The 15855-nt window shown below is 72.4% G+C and carries 14 protein-coding genes and 1 riboswitch; of the genes, 8 read left to right on the top strand and 6 right to left on the bottom strand.

What is annotated here, in order from left to right; translation table 11 throughout:
* The first annotated feature begins 186 nt into the window (after positions 1-186).
* From wecB to EF879_RS08495, 3 genes are all read left to right on the top strand, one after another.
* Positions 187-1290: a non-hydrolyzing UDP-N-acetylglucosamine 2-epimerase gene (wecB, locus tag EF879_RS08505; protein WP_123556464.1), complete on the top strand. Its 1104-nt coding sequence runs from the start codon at positions 187-189 to the stop codon at positions 1288-1290.
* 44 nt (positions 1291-1334) lie between these two features.
* Positions 1335-2672, top strand: a complete 1338-nt coding sequence (locus EF879_RS08500) for a glycosyltransferase (protein WP_123556462.1) — start codon at positions 1335-1337, stop codon at positions 2670-2672.
* Between the two features lie 121 nt (positions 2673-2793).
* The gene (locus EF879_RS08495; RefSeq protein ID WP_148086386.1) at positions 2794-3306 is read left to right on the top strand and encodes a hypothetical protein; all 513 of its coding nucleotides are present in this window, start codon (positions 2794-2796) and stop codon (positions 3304-3306) included.
* Between the two features lie 56 nt (positions 3307-3362).
* Here EF879_RS08495 and EF879_RS08490 read toward each other — a convergent pair whose 3' ends face one another.
* From EF879_RS08490 to EF879_RS08480, 3 genes are all read right to left on the bottom strand, one after another.
* Complete coding sequence (locus EF879_RS08490; RefSeq protein WP_123556458.1) at positions 3363-4367, bottom strand: Gfo/Idh/MocA family protein; 1005 nt, start codon at positions 4365-4367, stop codon at positions 3363-3365.
* Positions 4364-5473 (bottom strand): DegT/DnrJ/EryC1/StrS aminotransferase family protein, encoded by a 1110-nt coding sequence (locus tag EF879_RS08485; RefSeq protein ID WP_123556456.1) that lies wholly within the window; start codon positions 5471-5473, stop codon positions 4364-4366. Before EF879_RS08485 ends, EF879_RS08490 begins: the two co-directional genes overlap by 4 nt.
* Before the next feature lie 161 nt (positions 5474-5634).
* Entirely contained in the window at positions 5635-6297 is a 663-nt protein-coding gene (locus tag EF879_RS08480; protein WP_123556454.1) for a TetR/AcrR family transcriptional regulator, read from the bottom strand.
* A gap of 161 nt (positions 6298-6458) precedes the next feature.
* Here EF879_RS08480 and EF879_RS08475 point away from each other — a divergent pair, with 161 nt between their 5' ends.
* From EF879_RS08475 to EF879_RS08465, 3 genes are all read left to right on the top strand, one after another.
* A complete protein-coding gene (locus EF879_RS08475) occupies positions 6459-7355 on the top strand; it encodes an ABC transporter permease (protein ID WP_123556452.1) in 897 nt (298 codons plus the stop codon).
* Entirely contained in the window at positions 7348-8169 is an 822-nt protein-coding gene (locus EF879_RS08470; RefSeq protein WP_370375458.1) for an ABC transporter ATP-binding protein, read from the top strand. Before EF879_RS08475 ends, EF879_RS08470 begins: the two co-directional genes overlap by 8 nt.
* Positions 8170-8230: 61 nt before the next feature.
* Positions 8231-8998 carry a GNAT family N-acetyltransferase gene (locus EF879_RS08465; protein WP_233604314.1) on the top strand — a complete coding sequence of 256 codons (768 nt, stop codon included), beginning with the start codon at positions 8231-8233 and terminating at the stop codon, positions 8996-8998.
* 121 nt (positions 8999-9119) lie between these two features.
* Here the strand turns inward: EF879_RS08465 and EF879_RS08460 are convergent, their stop codons facing one another.
* Positions 9120-9980: a C39 family peptidase gene (locus EF879_RS08460; protein ID WP_123556449.1), complete on the bottom strand. Its 861-nt coding sequence runs from the start codon at positions 9978-9980 to the stop codon at positions 9120-9122.
* Between the two features lie 500 nt (positions 9981-10480).
* Positions 10481-10622, bottom strand: a riboswitch (cyclic di-AMP (ydaO/yuaA leader).
* Positions 10623-10891: 269 nt separating this feature from the next.
* Between EF879_RS08460 and mdlC the strand changes: the two genes are divergently transcribed.
* Positions 10892-12493 (top strand): benzoylformate decarboxylase, encoded by a 1602-nt coding sequence (mdlC, locus tag EF879_RS08455; protein ID WP_123556447.1) that lies wholly within the window; start codon positions 10892-10894, stop codon positions 12491-12493.
* 33 nt (positions 12494-12526) lie between these two features.
* Complete coding sequence (locus EF879_RS08450; protein WP_123556446.1) at positions 12527-12997, top strand: aminoacyl-tRNA deacylase; 471 nt, start codon at positions 12527-12529, stop codon at positions 12995-12997.
* Positions 12998-13064: 67 nt separating this feature from the next.
* Here the strand turns inward: EF879_RS08450 and EF879_RS08445 are convergent, their stop codons facing one another.
* Both EF879_RS08445 and EF879_RS08440 read right to left on the bottom strand, forming a co-directional pair.
* Positions 13065-14141 (bottom strand): tartrate dehydrogenase, encoded by a 1077-nt coding sequence (locus EF879_RS08445; RefSeq protein ID WP_305036039.1) that lies wholly within the window; start codon positions 14139-14141, stop codon positions 13065-13067.
* The gene (locus EF879_RS08440) at positions 14141-15769 is read right to left on the bottom strand and encodes a DASS family sodium-coupled anion symporter (protein WP_123556444.1); all 1629 of its coding nucleotides are present in this window, start codon (positions 15767-15769) and stop codon (positions 14141-14143) included. The genes EF879_RS08445 and EF879_RS08440 overlap by 1 nt, the downstream gene beginning before the upstream one ends.
* Positions 15770-15855 lie beyond the last annotated feature (86 nt).

The raw sequence follows: 15855 nt of genomic DNA, 5'->3' as shown, positions 1-15855 counted from the left end.
TAGACATCTGTCGGTATAGGGAAAATGGAACAAACGGGCCCGGAAGAAAAGACCCGGCACCCACCGACCCGCCCCGGCATGACGTATTGTGTTGCCGCCAGGAAAGGATCTGGGCGGCATGACGAACGCGCGCGATTCTGCCCTCATTCCGCCGCCACGAGTCACGACACTCCGGGAGCCAGCACAGTGAAGGTAGTCAGCGTCGTCGGAGCACGCCCCCAGCTGGTCAAGCTCGCACCGGTCGCGGCGGCGTTCGCCCGAACCGATCACCGGCACGTGATCGTGCACACCGGCCAGCACTACGACGTCAACCTGTCCGACGTGTTCTTCTCCGGGCTGGGCATCCCCGACCCCGACGTCCACCTCGGGGTCGGCTCCGGCAGCCACGGCGTGCAGACCGGCCGCATCCTCGCGGCGATCGATCCGGTGTTCGAGGCCGAGCGACCGGACTGGGTGCTGGTGTACGGCGACACGAACTCGACGCTGGCCGGCGCCGTCGCCGCGGTCAAGCAGCACATCCGGGTGGCGCACCTGGAAGCCGGACTACGCTCGTTCAACCGACGCATGCCGGAGGAGCACAACCGGGTGCTCACCGACCACGCCGCGGACCTGTTGCTCGCGCCGACCGAGGACGCGCTGCGGCACCTCACCCGGGAGGGGCTCGCCGACCGGGCCGTCGTGACGGGCGACGTGATGGTCGACGTCTGCCTCCGCGTCCGCGACGGCGTGCTCGCGGGCGCGCATCCGCGTCCCGACCTGCCCAGCGGCGTCGACCCCGACCAGCCGTACCTGCTCGCGACGCTGCACCGGGCCGAGAACACCGACGACCCCGAGCGGCTGGCGTCGCTCGTCGAGGCCCTCGCCGCCCTTCCGCTCCCGGTGGCCCTCCTCGCGCACCCCCGGCTGCTGGCGCGCGCCGAGGCGCAGGGCCTGAAGCTCGCCCAGGGGGCCGTGCACGTCGGACGCCCGGTCGGCTACGCCGCCATGGTCGCCGCGGTCCTCGGCTCGGTGGGCGTGGTGACCGACTCCGGTGGCCTCCAGAAGGAGGCGTACCTGCTTGGACGGCCCTGCACCACCCTTCGGTCGGAGACGGAGTGGTCGGAGACCCTGGACGGCGGATGGAACCGGCTGGTTCCCGATCCGGCTCGGCTGGGTGCGGCGGAGTGGGTCGCCACCGCCACCCGGGCCGCACCCCAGACCCCGACCAGCACCCCCTTCGGCGACGGCCGGGCGGCCGAACGCGTCGTCGAGACCCTCGAGCGCTGGCTCACGGTCCCCCGCCGCGACTGACCGGCTCGGGGAGGAGAGCCGTGCGCCCCCGCCGCCCGCCCCGGGTGCTCTACCTGTCGTTCTACTTCCCTCCGTCCCGCGCCAGCGGCGTCTACCGGGCCCGGGCCACCGCCAACCACCTGGTAGCCCGCGGCTGGGACGTCACCGTCTTCGCCGCCCCGCCGCGGTTCCTGCAGGAGGTCGCGGGATCGGCGGACGACGCCCTGCTCGACACCGTGGACCCACGGATCCGGGTCGAGCGGCCGCGGCTGAGCACCTTTCGGTGGGAACGGGACATCCGCCGGTTCAGTCGGTTCCGCCGCACGATGCCCGTCCTCGCCGCACGGCTCTACGACGCCGGACAACGGATCTTCCCGGAGCACTACTCCTCGTGGGGACTCGACGCCGTCGGCCGGGCGCTGCGGCTCCACGCACGACGCCGCTTCGACGTCGTCCTCGCCACCGGCAACCCCTTCTCCGCCTTCGCGGCCGCCTGGCTGTTCCACCGGCTGACCGGCGTACCGTACGTCGTCGACTACCGGGACTCCTGGACGCTGGACCTGTTCGCGGAGCGGCCCGCCTACCCGCCCGACCATCCCGCGTGGACCTGGGAACGCCGGGTCCTGGGCGACGCCGCCGCGGCGGTCTTCGTCAACGAGGCGCTGCGCGGCTGGCACGCCGAGCGGTACCCGGACGTGGCCGACCGGATGCTGGTCGTGCCGAACGGCTGGGACCCGGACCTGCTGACCGAGGCCGACCCGGTCCCGACCACCCCGGCCCTCCGGTTCAGCTACGTCGGCACCGTCACCGCCGCCCAGCCGGTGGAGACGATGGTCGAGGCGTTCCGGATCGCCCGAGGCCATCCCGAGCTGGCCGACGCGGAGCTGCACATCCACGGCCATCTGGGGTTCTCCCGGGGGGCCGAGGGGATCCTGCGACGCCGGCTCGGCCTCGACGCCGACCCGTCCGCACCGGCCGTCGACCCGGGACTGCGGTATCGCGGCCCGGTGGCGAAGACCGACGTCTCCCGGGCCTACGCCGAGAGCGATGTCCTGGTCTTCCTGGCGGGCGGCGCCCGATACGTGACCTCCGGAAAGATCTTCGAGTACATGGCGACCGGGCGTCCCATCGTCTCGGTGCACGCCCCGGGGATCGCCGCCGCCGAGGTCCTGCGCGGATATCCCCTCTGGTGCAACCCGGACAGCCTGGACCCGGAGCGGATCGCCCGGTCGATGATGGCCGCCGGGAAGCTGGCCCGCGCTCGGGACCCCGAGCTGCGGGCGGCGGCGCGGCGGCATGCCGAGGCGTACACCCGACACACCGTCCTGGAGCCGCTCGAGGCGACGCTGCGGACGCTGGTCGGGCGGCGTCGCTCCACACGCGGGGCCGGCGCGCCCCGCTGACCCGTCCCGGCCCGCTGGTGGAGGGTGACAGCCCTTGACAACACAGACAGATGGTCGTGGAACCCCGTCGCAGCGCCGTTCCGCAACGCCGGCCGGACCAGCGGGGACGATCCTGGTGTCGATGAAGGCTCGGCCCTCGGAACGCGTGGTGGCGTTGGCCCGACGTCTCTGCGCCGACGGCGCCGAGCTGCACCTCTTCGTGCTGGCCAGCGACGTCTGGCGCGACCTGGACCTCAGCCCTCCACCGCGCATCCACCACCCGCGTCGTCCGGAGGACCGGCATCCCGCGTACCGGCTCCAGCGGCTGCTCGCCTTCCGGCTCCCCGGCGCGGTCTCCGCCCTGGTGAGGGCGGCAACCGGCGGACGATCGGACCGGCCCGCCGGACGGGTGGTCTCCGCGGTCACCTCCGGTCAACAGCGGTTCTCCGAGCTCCTGTACGGGCGGATCCTCCACCCCGCCTACCGGATGGTCCGTCCCCTCCTCCTGGCCGGGATGTTCCGTCCGGAGGTACGTGCGCTCGACCAGTGCCCGATCAACCGGATCGTCGCCTGCGACCTCGACGCCGTCACGCTCGCCGCGCGGTTGGCCCGCCGCCATCCCACGGCGGTCGCGACCACCTCACTCGATCTCTGAGCGACCCGCGCGCGGGGCTCCGCCGGTCGCCGGTGAAGCCCCGCGCTGGCCGGGGATCAGCCGCGCCGCAGCTCCACCGTGCTGCCCTCGCCCGCCGAGTGCAGCACCGCGGCGGAGACCTCCACCGTCCGCAGGGCCTGTCGCAACGTCACGATGTCGCTCTCCTTGCCCTCGACCGCGTCCCGGAACCGCTCGTGTTCGACCAGCAGCGGCTCCCGCTTCGGGATGGCGTACCGCACCATGTCGCCCTCGGCGACCCCCCGGAAAGTCCGCAGCGCCTCCCACTCGGTGTCGATCGCCCCGTTGGCGTAGAAGGTGAGGTCGGCGGTGAGGGTGTCCGCCACGAAGCAGCCCCGGGCGCCGGTGATCACCGTCGACCGCTCCTTGAGCGGGCTGAGCCAGTTGACCAGGTGGTTGACCATCGTGCCGTCGGCGAGCTGGCCGACCACGGCCACCATGTCCTCGTGCACCCGCCCGCTGCGCGAGACCGTCCGGGCGGCGACGGAGACGTACTCCTGACCGGTCACCCACGCGGTCAGGTCGATGTCGTGGGTGGCGAGATCCATCACCACGCCCACGTCCGCGATCCGGTGCGGGTACGGCCCCTGCCGTCGCGTCACCACCTGGTAGACGTCGCCCAGCTCGCCCGCCTCCAGCCGGGTCCGCAGGCTCTGCAGTGCCGGGTTGTACCGCTCGATGTGTCCGACACCGGCGACCAGCCCGGCCGCCTCGAACGCCTGGACCAGCCGGGTCGCCGCCTCGACGGACGGCGCGAGTGGTTTCTCGATCAGCGCGCAGACCCCGGCTGCCGCCAGTTCCAGCCCGATCTCCTCGTGCAGGGCGGTCGGGCAGGCCACCACCGCGTAGTCGGGCTTCAGGGCCAGCAGCTCGGCAACCGCGCCGAAGACCGGCACCCGGAGGGTGTCGGTGGGGTCGCCGGCCGGGTCGACCACGCCGACCAGTTCGACCCCGTCGAGCTGGGAGAGCACCCGGGCGTGGTTGCGGCCCATCGCGCCCAGGCCGATCAGTCCGGCCCGCAGCCGGGGCGCACCGCCGCTCATCGGGCCACCGCCAGCGCGTTCACGGCCTCGGCGATCCGCTCCAGCTCCGGCTGGGTCAGCAACGGGTGGACCGGCAGCGAGAGCACCTCCCGGGCCGCCCGCTCGGTCTCCGGCAGGTCCCACGGTCCGGGCTGCCCGTCCTCGCCGAGGTACGGCCGGAGCCGGTGGATCGGGGTCGGGTAGTACACCGCGCTCCCCACCCCCTGCTCCCGCAGGCGCCGCTGGGCGGCGTCCCGGTCGCCGGTGACCCGGATCGTGTACTGGTGGTAGACGTGCCGGGCGGCGTCGGCGACCGGCGGGGTGATCGCGCCGGTGATCTGGGCGTCGAGAAACTTGGCGTTCGCCCGCCGCTGCTCGGTCCACTCCGGCAGCCGCCGCAGCTGGACCCGGCCGATCGCCGCCGCCACGTCGGTGAGTCGCATGTTCGCGCCGACGATCTCGTTGGCGTACCGCTGTTCCATGCCCTGGTTGCGCAGCAGCCGCAGGGTCCGGGCGAGTGCGGGATCGCTCGTGCTGATCATGCCGCCCTCCAGGGCGTGCATGTTCTTCGTCGGATAGAAGCTGAAACAGCCGGCGACGCCGAAGGCGCCCACCGGGGTGCCGGCGAGCGCCGCCCCGTGCGCCTGGCAGGCGTCCTCGACGACGGCGAGGCCGTGTCGCTCGGCGACCGGCATCAGCCGGTCCATGGCGGCCGGGTGACCATAGAGGTGAACCGGCATGATCGCGGCGGTCCGGGGCGTGACGGCCGCCGCGACCGCCTCCGGATCCAGGCAGAAGCTACCGGGCTCGATGTCGGCGAAGACCGGTTCGGCGCCGACCAGGCGTACCGCGTTGGCGCTGGCGGCGAAGGAGAACGACGGCACCACCACCTCGTCACCGGGGCCGATGCCCAGGGCCATCAGGGTCAGGTGGAGGGCGGAGGTGCCGGAGTTGACGGCGACGCAGTGCCGCCCGGCGACCAGCTCGGAGAACTCCTCCTCGAACGCCGCCACCTCCGGACCCTGCACCACCCGGCCGCTCCGGAGCACCCGGACGGCAGCGTCGATCTCGGCGTCTCCGATGACGGGTCTCGCAGGCGGAATCAGGTCTGCGTTCGGCCCGGTCATGGGCATCCTCCGTGGCTGAGGGGTCGCTTGGGAGCAAGCGACGCTAGCCCGGTCAGGTTGCTAGTTGGTGGGTCCCGGCCGAACATGCGGTGCTGGCGAGGTGACAACCGCCGAACGGCCAGGGGACCGGCCGAGGCGGGAGAGATGCGCCGGGCCGTCCGTCAGCGGGGCGTGGGAAGGGTGGCGGCGCCGTCGGCGGCGGCCGACCTGCCGGGGCCGGTGGGCGGGCCCGCGCCGAGTGCGCTCGCGACGCTCGCCGCCATTCTGGGCAGGTGGTCGTCCGGGAGGGGCGTACGGGCGACCGCCAGCCGCCAGTAGATCGGACCGACGATGAGGTCGACCGCGGCGTCGGGATCCGTCCCGGGCGGCAGCTCGCCCCGGTCGACCGCGCGGCCGATCACCTGGTTGCCGACGTCGCGCTGGTTCACCCGTAGGGACTCCTGGAGGGTCTGCGCGATCCGCGGGTTGCGAGCCGCCTCGGCGAGCAGATCAGGGATGATCTGCGAGGCCAACGGGTGGCGAAGCGCCCGCGCCACGATGCGGAGGAGTATTTCGAGGTCTCCCTGTAGGGTGCCGGTGTCCGGTAACGGTAGGCTTTGCCCGGCGACCCGGGAGACGATCTCCAGGACCATCTCCAGCTTCGAACTCCACCGCCGATAGATCGCGGTCTTGCCGACCCCGGCCCGGCGCGCGACGGCTTCGATCGACAGCCGTCCGTAGCCCACCGCGGCGAGTTCCTGCATCACGGCCTGGCGGATGGCGTCGGTGATCTCTCCTCGGAGCACCGCCGCCCCCGCTGGAACCCGCCGGTTGTCGGTCGCCACGGGGGCCAATATAGCGCGACGACGGTACGGTTGCGTCCCGACGTACGATGGACTACGTTGCCACGGAGCGATAACCGACTGGTGCGCCACGGCTCCCCCCGGCCACCCGGTCGCCGTAGTCGCGCGCACCTTCCCGCCCGCACAGATCGGAGCGCCTTGCTATGGCCACCTCGGCGGTAGCCGACCCCGATTCCGGACTGACCGGCGCCCAACTCGCCGCCCGGTACGGTCTCACCTCGGCCGGAGCGAGACCCAGCCTCCCCAGTTACGTTCGACAGCTCTGGTCCTACCGGCACTTCATCTCGGCCTACGCCAACGCCAAGCTGGTGGCCTCGTTCAGCAACGCCCGGCTCGGCCGCCTGTGGCAGGTGCTGACCCCGCTGACCAACGCCGCGGTCTACTACCTGATCTTCGGCATCATCCTGAACACCCAGGACGGCGTCAGCAACTTCATCGCCTATCTCTGCACCGGACTCTTCGTCTTCACCTTCACCCAGGCGGTGGTCAGCGGCGGAGTCCAGGCGATCAGCGGCAACCTCGGGCTGATCCGGGCGCTGCACTTCCCCCGGGCCAGCCTGCCGATCGCGGTCACCCTGACCCAGTTCCAGCACCTGCTCGCCTCGATCGTGGTGCTCGCCGGCATCGTGCTGCTCGACGGGGAGCCGCTCACCATCGAGTGGCTGCTGGTCATCCCGGCCATCGTGCTCCAGGCGATCTTCAACGCCGGGCTCGCCATGGCGCTGGCCCGGCTCGGTTCAAAGGCCACAGACCTGAAGCAGGTCGTCCCGTTCGTGATGCGGACCTGGATGTACGCGTCCGGCGTGCTCTACAGCGTCGACAACTTCGAGAAGCATCTGCCGGACTGGGCGGCCCAACTCGTACAGCTGAACCCCCTGCTGGTCTACATCGAGCTGATGCGGCACGCCCTCATGGAGAGCGCCCCGGTGACCGCCCCGGCGACCGAGTCCTGGCTCCTCGGCCTGGGCTGGGCGCTGCTGGTCGGCGTCGTCGGGTTCGTCTACTTCTGGCGCGGCGAGAAGGAGTACGGACGTGGCTGAGCTGATCACCGCCGGCACCGCTGCCTCGGCGACCACCGCCGCCAACGGGGCCCGGATCCCCACGGTCATCGTGGATGACGTGCACATCGTCTACCGGGTGCACAAGGGCGCCGCCGCCGGCACCAACAGCCCGGTCGCCGCACTGCGGCGGCTGCTGCTCGGCGCCAAGCCGCCGACGGTCCGCGAGGTGCACGCGGTCAAGGGCGTGAGCTTCACCGCGTACCGGGGAGAGGCGATCGGCCTGCTGGGCAGCAACGGCTCCGGCAAGTCCACCCTGCTGCGGGCGATCGCCGGACTGCTGCCGGCCACCCGGGGTGCGATCTACACCCAGGGGCAGCCCTCGCTGCTCGGCGTGAACGCGGCGCTGATGAACGACCTCTCCGGCGAGCGGAACGTCGTGCTCGGCTGCCTGGCGATGGGGATGAGCCCGGCCCAGGTGCGCCAGCTCACCCCCGAGATCATCAAGTTCTCCGGGATCAACGACCGGGGCGACTTCAGCTCGCTGCCGATGCGGACGTACTCCTCGGGTATGGCGGCCCGGCTGCGCTTCTCCATCGCGGCGGCCAAGAAGCACGACGTCCTGCTGATCGACGAGGCGCTCGCCACCGGCGACGCCCGGTTCCGGCGCCGCAGCGAGCAGCGGGTCCGCGAGCTGCGGGCCGAGGCCGGCACCGTGTTCCTGGTGAGCCACGCGATCGCGTCGATCCGGGACACCTGCGAACGGTCCATCTGGCTGGAGTCCGGGGTGATCCGGGCGGACGGCCCGACCGACGAGGTGGTCCCGGAGTACGAGAAGTTCATGAACCGGTCCTAGCCCGGAGGGACGCACACGGGCGCCGCCGGCCTCCGGCGGCGCCCGTGCCATGATCTTGCCCGTGACGGTGATCAGGACCAGCCACGACCGAAAGGAACTCGCCGCCCTGCTCGGCCGGGACCCCGAGCTGCACGCGTACGAACTCGGCGACCTCGACGACTTCTACTGGCCGTACACGACCTGGTACCGGCACGGCGAGCGGGTGGCGCTGGTCTACCACGGCGGCGGCACCCCCACGCTGCTGGCGCTGGACCGCTCCCCGCGGGGCCTGACCGACCTGCTGACGGCGCTGGTCCCGCTCCTGCCCCGCGCGTTCGACGCCCACCTCTCGCCGGGTGCCGAGGCGATCCTGGCGGCGCACTTCCCGGTACGCCCGCACGGCGCACACCTGAAGATGGCGCTCACCGACCCCGATCGGCTCGACCGGGTGGTCCCGGCGGGTGAGGTGCTCACCACCGCCGACGTGCCGGCGATGACCGCGCTCTACGAGGCCGCCTATCCCGGTAACTGGTTCGACGAGCGGATGGTCCAGACCGGACAGTACGTCGGGATCCGCCGCGCCGGTGAGCTGCTGGCGGTGGCCGGGGTGCACGTCTGGTCCCCGACCTACGGGGTGTGCGCGCTGGGCAACGTGACCACCCATCCGGCGGTGCGGGGTCAGGGTCTGGCCACCTCGGCGGTGGCGGCGCTCTGCCGACGACTGCTCGGAACCGTCCGCTGGGTGACCCTGAACGTCAGGGCGGACAACGCCCCGGCGATCGCGCTGTACCGACGCCTCGGCTTCACGCCGGTCGCCGAGTACGCCGAGTTCAGCTTCGGCCCGGCCTGACGCCACACCGGCCACTCCGCCCGGCCGAGCGTGTCGACCGGGCGGAGTGGGGCCGGTGGCGGGGAGGTGCCGGGCCGGCCGGCGGGTTGTCGGTGGACCGGGCGTGCCGGTGGACGGGACGTCAGGCGGAGTAGCCCCGGGTGGCGATCCAGTTCGCCAGGTCGATGGTGGTCATCCAGTAGTAGCTGTCCTCGCCCGGGATCGCGGGATCAGCGATCTTGACCGTACGACCGTCGTCGCGGTACCCGACCACGGTCAGGTAGTGACCGCCCGGATAGCTGTGCCAGCCACCGGCGATGTCGGTGGCCGACCCGGCGATGTTCGCCACGACCGCGTACCCGTTGCTGATCGCGTGTACGACGTCCGCCTGCAGCCTGTCCATCTGGGCCCGGGTCGCGGACGGGCCGGGAATCGCGGTGGTCCGGTAGAAGTTCGACCTGGTGACGCTGTTCAGGACCCGGGTGGTGTCCTCGGCCGAGTTCGTGCCGTTGACCGTGGTACCGAGCCGGCTGGCCAGCTCGTCCTGGCTCAGCTGCGCGTCCCGGACCGAGAGCGCGATCCGGGTCGCGGCGGGGCCGCAGTAGTAGTAGGTGGTCTGGGCCTGGAACGTGTAGTCCAGCAGCTTCGACTCCGGCGGCGCCGGCGGCTCCTCGGCCTTCTTCGGGCTCTCCTTCGCCCTCGTCGGGGACGGCGTGGCGGTCGCGGTCCTGGTCGGGGGCGCCGCCGCGGCGGTGCTGGGTGCCGTCGTCTCGGGCGCGGCCGTCGGCGCGCCGCCGCCGGCGCCACCGGCGGTGAGGGACTGGCCGAGCTCCGCCACGGCGACGGTGTCGGCACCACCCGCGGCCTCGGGCTGCTGAGCCACCGACAGGGCGACGCCGCTGCCGGTCGCCGCGGCGGCGAGCACCGCCGCGGCGGCGAGGACGGTCCGGTGCCGCCGGCCGGAGAGGGCATGTCGCAGTCGCTGGTTGATGCCGTGCTTCACGATGATCCTCCAGGGGGGAAATGCGGGTCGTCGGTCCTGGACGCGATTGACGACCCGCTGTTTCTGTCCACGGTCGAGAACGCGTCGATACGCCGCGTTCACGGGCGCGGGAATTGTCGTTCTGATCGACCCTGCCGAGGCGACGCGCACGCGCGGCGGAATTGTCGGCACTCGGCCGCGGCATTCGCGGCGGCGGAAACGTCCGCGGCAGAACCGCGCCCGTTTCGGCTGCCGATCGGGACCCGCGGCGGACGCTAACGGCCCCGGGGCGGATGGTCCGGTGCCCCGCGCTCGCCGCTCCCGGCCGAGCCCGAGTCCCGGGCGGCCCGGGTCGGCGCGTGCTGGTGCCCGCCGGGCGTCAGGACGTCCGCGGTCTCGGGGTCGAGAGCGTCACCCGGACGGGTCGGCCCGGTACGGGCAGGCCGGGCCGGGTTCCGGACGCGGCGTCCTGTGGTGGCTGGGGGGATGGGCCACGGCCCAGGTGGTGCGGCACGAACACGTACTCCTTCCTGCGCCGCCTACCGGGTTAGCTGACGGATTCGGGCGGGAAGGCCGCCCTACCGCGGACGGGTGGCCCGCGGATTCACCCCAGATAACTGTGGGTCCCCGGCTCGTCACAATACGACTCGGCGGGTCTGCTCCGGTGTCACCGCGGTTGGCGACCAGGGGGCCGGACCAGACGGGCCGACACTACTGGCCCACCTCCGCCGTTGCCAACCCCTCTCACCAGGCAAAACAGTGACCAGGACCGCGAATTGGCCGCTCCGGGGGCCGGCCCGGAGCGCGCGCCCGGCGGACCGAATAAACCAGCATGATCATGTACGCGTACGGTATGACGGAAATATTCCGGTTGGTCGGTCACGCCGAGGCCGGTCCGGCGGCGGGACGAGAAACCCAGGGGGTACGTTTCGATGACAACGGTGCACGAAGCGACCTACGAGCTGCTCCGCTCCCTCGGCATGACCACCGTCTTCGGCAACCCCGGCTCGACCGAGGAGCCGTTCCTGAAGGACTTTCCGACCGACTTCACGTACGTCCTCGCCCTCCAGGAGGCCTCCGCGGTGGCGATGGCCGACGGGTACGCCCAGGCGAGCGGGCGGCCGGTGCACGTCAACCTGCACACCGCGCCGGGCACCGGGAACGGGATGGGCAGCCTCGTCACCGCCTGGCACAACAAGACGCCGATGATCGTCACCGCGGGGCAGCAGACCCGGACGATGAGTCTGTTCGAGCCGATGCTCACGAACCTGCGGCCGACCCTCCTGCCGGAGCCGTACGTCAAGTGGAGCCACGAGCCGCTGCGCGCCCAGGACATTCCCGACGCGTTCCTGCGGGCCCACGCGACGGCCGTCCAACCGCCCGCCGGTCCGGTCTATCTCTCCCTCCCGCTCGACGACTGGGACGAGCCGGCCCTGTACACGCCCGCGCCGCGCCGGGTGAGCACCCGGGTCGCGCCCGATCCCGACGCGCTCGCCCGGTTTGCCGGGCTCATCGCGGCCAGCCGGAACCCGATGCTGGTGTGCGGCGCCGGGATCGACCGCAGCGGAAGCTGGGCCGAGGCCGTCGCCCTCGCCGAGCGGCTGTGCGCCCCCGTCTGGCAGCCGCCGTTCGCGGACCGGGTCGGCTTTCCCCAGGACCATCCGCAGTTCCAGGGGCTGCTGCCCCCGGCGATCGGCCCGCTCGCCGAGAAGCTCGTCGGGCACGACCTCGTCCTGGTGGTCGGCGCCCCCGTCTTCCGCTACTACCCGTACGTCCCCGGCGAGCACGGCTATCTGCCCCCCGGCACACGCCTGCTGCACCTCACCGACGACCCGGACGAGGCGGCCCGGGCACCCGTCGGCGACTGCGTGGTCGGTGACGTCGGGCTCGCCTGCGCCGCCCTGACCGCGCAACTGCCGGCGACCGACCGGCAGCCGCCGGCGCCCCGGCCCGCTCCGCCGACCCCCGGCCCCGCCGCCGCGCTCTCCCCGGAGGCCCTCTTCGCCGCCCTCGCCGCCGAATGGCCGGCGGACGGCGTCCTGGTGCCGGAGACCCCCTCAAACCTCAGCGCCCTGCACCGGCAGCTGACCATCACCCGTCCCGCGTCGTACTTCAAGATGGCCAGCGGCGGTCTCGGCTTCGCGCTGCCGGCGGCGGTCGGCATCGCGCTCGCCCAGCGGGACACCGGGCAGCACCGGCCGGTGATCGCCGTGATCGGCGACGGCTCGTTCCAGTACTCCCCCCAGGCGCTCTGGACCGCCGCGCAGCACCGACTGCCGGTGGTCATCGTGGTGCCGGTGAACGAGCAGTACGGGGTGCTCAAGGCCTTCGCCGCCCTGGAGGACACACCCGGGGTGCCCGGCCTGGAGCTGCCGGGCCTGGACGTCGCCACCATCGCCCGTGGCTACGGCTGCACCGCGCACCAGCTCGACTCGCTGGACGACTTCCGCGAGGCCTTCCGGGTCGCGCTGCACGGGGACGGCCCCACCGTGCTGGCCGTCCCCATCACCCGTGACGTCGCCCCCCTGCTCTGAGGAGACACCGGAGCCGGGCGGTACCGTGCAGCCATGTCGAGTACGGCCATCGCGGCGTTGACCTCGGCCGGAGTCCCGCACCAGGTGGTCCGGCACGAACCCGTCCGGAGCCTTCCCGAGGCGGCCCGGGCGCTCGGGATCGCGGTGCCGGACGTGGTGAAGACCATCGTCGTCCGCCGGAGCGCGGACGACTTCGTCTTCGTCCTCGTCCCCGGCGACCGGGTCATCTCCTGGCCCAAGCTGCGCGCGCTGCTCGGCGTCAACCGACTCTCGCTGCCCGACGCCGACGAGGCGAGGTCGGTGACCGGCTACGAACGGGGCACGATCACCCCGTTCGGCGCCCGGACCGCGTGGCCGGTCGTCGCCGACGAGCGGATCCGGAACCGCCGCATCAGCCTCGGCGCGGGCGAACGCGGCGTCGCGATCCTGCTGGACGCCGACGAGGCGGTCCGGGTGCTCGGCGCCACCGTCGCGGACGTCACCGACCCGGAGCGCCCCCGCTGACCGGCCGGGGTGGCCCGGCGATGGCGCCCGGCCGGCCCCGACGGCCACGAGCGGCCGGGACGCGCCCTCACAGCCGATCGATCACCGCCTCGGTGGCCTCCCGGGTGCCGGCGGTGCCACCGAGATCCGGGGTCCGGGTGGCCGGGTCGCGCAGCGCCGACTCGAGCGCCGCCATGACGTCGGCCGCCGCCGCCGGGTGCCCGAGGTGGTCGAGCATCATGGCCGCCGACCAGATCGCGCCGAACGGGTTCGCGATCCCCCGACCCGCGATGTCCGGTGCCGAGCCGTGCACCGGCTCGAACATCGAGGGGAAGGTTCGGGTCGGGTCCAGGTTCGCCGACGGCGCGATGCCGATGCTGCCGGCCACCGCCGCCGCCAGGTCACTGAGGATGTCGCCGAACAGGTTGGAGCCGACGATGACGTCGAACCGCTCGGGTTGGAGCACCAGCTTGGCGGCGAGCGCGTCGATGTGCTCGGCGTCCCAGCGGACGTCGGGGTAGCCGGCGGCCCGCTCCGCGACGACCTCGTCCCAGAACGGCATGGTGTGCACGATCCCGTTCGACTTCGTCGCCGACGTGACGTACGACCGGCGGGTGCGGGCGAGCGCGAAGGCGTAGTCGACGATCCGGCTCACCCCGACGCGCGTGAAGACCGACTCCTGCACCGCCTGCTCCTCCGGGAAGCCCCGGCCGAAGCGCCCACCGATCTCGCTGTACTCCCCCTCGACGTTCTCCCGGACCACCACCAGGTCGACCTCGCCCGGCCGGGCGTCACGCACCGGACTCGGCACGCCCGGGAAGACCCGGATCGGGCGCAGGTTGACGTACTGCCGGAAGGTCCGGCGGATCGGGATGAGCAACCCCCACAGCGAGACGTGGTCGGGCACCCCGGGCCAGCCCACGGCGCCGAGCAGGATGGCGTCCGCCGACCGCAGCCGCGCCAGGCCGTCGGGCGGCATCATCGCGCCCTCGGCCAGGTAGCGCTGGCAGGACCAGTCGTACTCGTCGTAGGCGAGCGCGAGGTGGTGCCGCTCCGCGACCGCGGCCAGGACACGCCGGGCCGCCGCCACCACCTCGACGCCGATCCCGTCGCCGGGAATGACCGCGATCCGCTGGACCATCCCGTCGGTCCCCCGCGTCGTCATCAGCCGCCCAGCCCGACGACGGCGGCCATCAGCGGCAGGAGCAGCAGGATCAGGATCGCGCCCAGGATGTCGAAGGAGAAACCGGAGCGGATCATCCTGGTGATCGGTACGACGCCGGAGCCGTAGACCACCGCGTTCTGCGGAGTCGAGACCGGCAGCATGAATCCGAACGACGCCGCGAACGTCGCCGCGAGCGCGGGTACGAACGGGTTGACCCCGGCGGCGACCGCGACCGGGATGACGATCGGTACGACCACCGCCGCGGCCGCGGTGTTGCTGGTCGTCTCGGAGATGACGATCGCCAGCAGCACGGCGAACGCGGTGATCGCGAAGACGCTGGTCAGGCCGAGCAGGCCCGCGCTGCCGTCGCCGATCGTCTTGGCCAGCCCGCTCGCCTCCAGCAGCGATCCGAAGATGATGCCGGTGCCGAAGAGCAGGACCGTGCCCCAGTCGATCCGGGCGGCGTCGCTCCAGTTCAGCGTGTACTGCCGGGCGCCCCAGTCGGTCGGGAGCAGGAACAGCAGGGAGGCGCCGAGCACGGCCACGATCCCCTCGTTGAGCCGTCCACTGACCCACTCGTACTGGGTGGAGTCGCTGCCCCAGAGCAGCGCCACCACACCGGGGGTGATCCACAGCACCACGGTCACCGTGAACGCGATCAGGGTGTTGCGCTCGGCGCGGGAGAGTGGACCGAGCGCGGCGCGCTCGCCGGCGACGTACTCGGCGACCCCCTCGATGCGCCGGATCTCGGGCTTGTTGAGCAGCAGCAGGACGGCGGCGAGGGCGACGAACATCAGCGCGCAGATCGGGAACGCCACCACCATCCACTCGGCGAAGGAGATCCGCTCGCCGGTCGCCTCGGCGATCAGGTCCCGTCCGATCAGGTTCGGCGGGGTGCCGACCGGGGTGAGCAGCCCGCCGACGCTGGCCCCGTACGCCAGCATCAGCATCAGCGCGACGCCGACCCGCAGCCGGGTCGGGTCGAAGTCGGCGCGGGCGATCCCCCGGTCCTGCATCAGTTTGGCGATCACGGTGAGGATGCCGAGCGCGGTGGGGAGCAGCATCGCCACGGTCGCGGTGTTGGAGACGAAGGCGGAGAGCGCGCACGTGATGAGTCCGAAGGTGACGACCAGCCGTCCGGTCGTCCGGCCCACGCCCGGCAACGACAGCATCCGGAACGCGAACCGCCGGGCAAGCCCGTGCTTGAGCATCGCCTGGGCCAGGATGAAGGCCCCGATGAAGGTGAAGACCGTCGATGATCCGAACGGTCTGAGCACCTCGCCGGCCGGGGCGACACCGAGGATGACGATCGCGGCGACGCCGAGCAGGCCGCCGACCGGGATCGGCACCGGCTCGGTCACCCAGAGCACGATCACGCCGAGCAGGACGCCGGCCAGGGTCTGCTGGTTGCCGGGCATGTCGAGCGGCAGGGCCAGGAAGACGACCGAGACCAGCGGGGCGAGCCAGAGCCCCACCGTCCGGCGTCCCCGTTCGAAACGCTCCTCGGCCGGGGAGAGCCGCTGCTCCCCGAGACTGCGGTACGTGCCGCCGCCGAGCAGCGCCCGCTCCACGTCGGTCTTGGCCGGAGTGCCGCCGGTGTCGCTGGTGATGGCCACGACAACCTCCATCGGTTCCACGGTGCCGGGACAGGCGTCGTAGTGACGCAGCTAACACCGACTCCACCAGCCCCGATGGCCGACGGTCCAAGACGAGA

Origin of the sequence: Micromonospora sp. HM5-17 (assembly GCF_003762835.1) — a bacterium.
In the GTDB taxonomy this organism is placed as follows: domain Bacteria; phylum Actinomycetota; class Actinomycetes; order Mycobacteriales; family Micromonosporaceae; genus Plantactinospora.
The sequence above is the reverse complement of the archived record's forward strand: the minus strand, read 5'-3'. Positions and strand labels throughout refer to the sequence as shown.

What these genes read in the sequence shown, in the direction of transcription:
- EF879_RS08495 (WP_148086386.1), top strand. Translation starts at nt 2,794, where the DNA reads ATGAAGGCTCGGCCCTCGGAACGCGTGGTGGCGTTGGCCCGACGTCTC.
- EF879_RS08490 (WP_123556458.1), bottom strand. Translation starts at nt 4,367, where the DNA reads ATGAGCGGCGGTGCGCCCCGGCTGCGGGCCGGACTGATCGGCCTGGGC.
- EF879_RS08485 (WP_123556456.1), bottom strand. Translation starts at nt 5,473, where the DNA reads ATGACCGGGCCGAACGCAGACCTGATTCCGCCTGCGAGACCCGTCATC.
- EF879_RS08475 (WP_123556452.1), top strand. Translation starts at nt 6,459, where the DNA reads ATGGCCACCTCGGCGGTAGCCGACCCCGATTCCGGACTGACCGGCGCC.
- mdlC (WP_123556447.1), top strand. Translation starts at nt 10,892, where the DNA reads ATGACAACGGTGCACGAAGCGACCTACGAGCTGCTCCGCTCCCTCGGC.
- EF879_RS08450 (WP_123556446.1), top strand. Translation starts at nt 12,527, where the DNA reads ATGTCGAGTACGGCCATCGCGGCGTTGACCTCGGCCGGAGTCCCGCAC.
- EF879_RS08445 (WP_305036039.1), bottom strand. Translation starts at nt 14,141, where the DNA reads ATGACGACGCGGGGGACCGACGGGATGGTCCAGCGGATCGCGGTCATT.
- EF879_RS08440 (WP_123556444.1), bottom strand. Translation starts at nt 15,769, where the DNA reads ATGGAGGTTGTCGTGGCCATCACCAGCGACACCGGCGGCACTCCGGCC.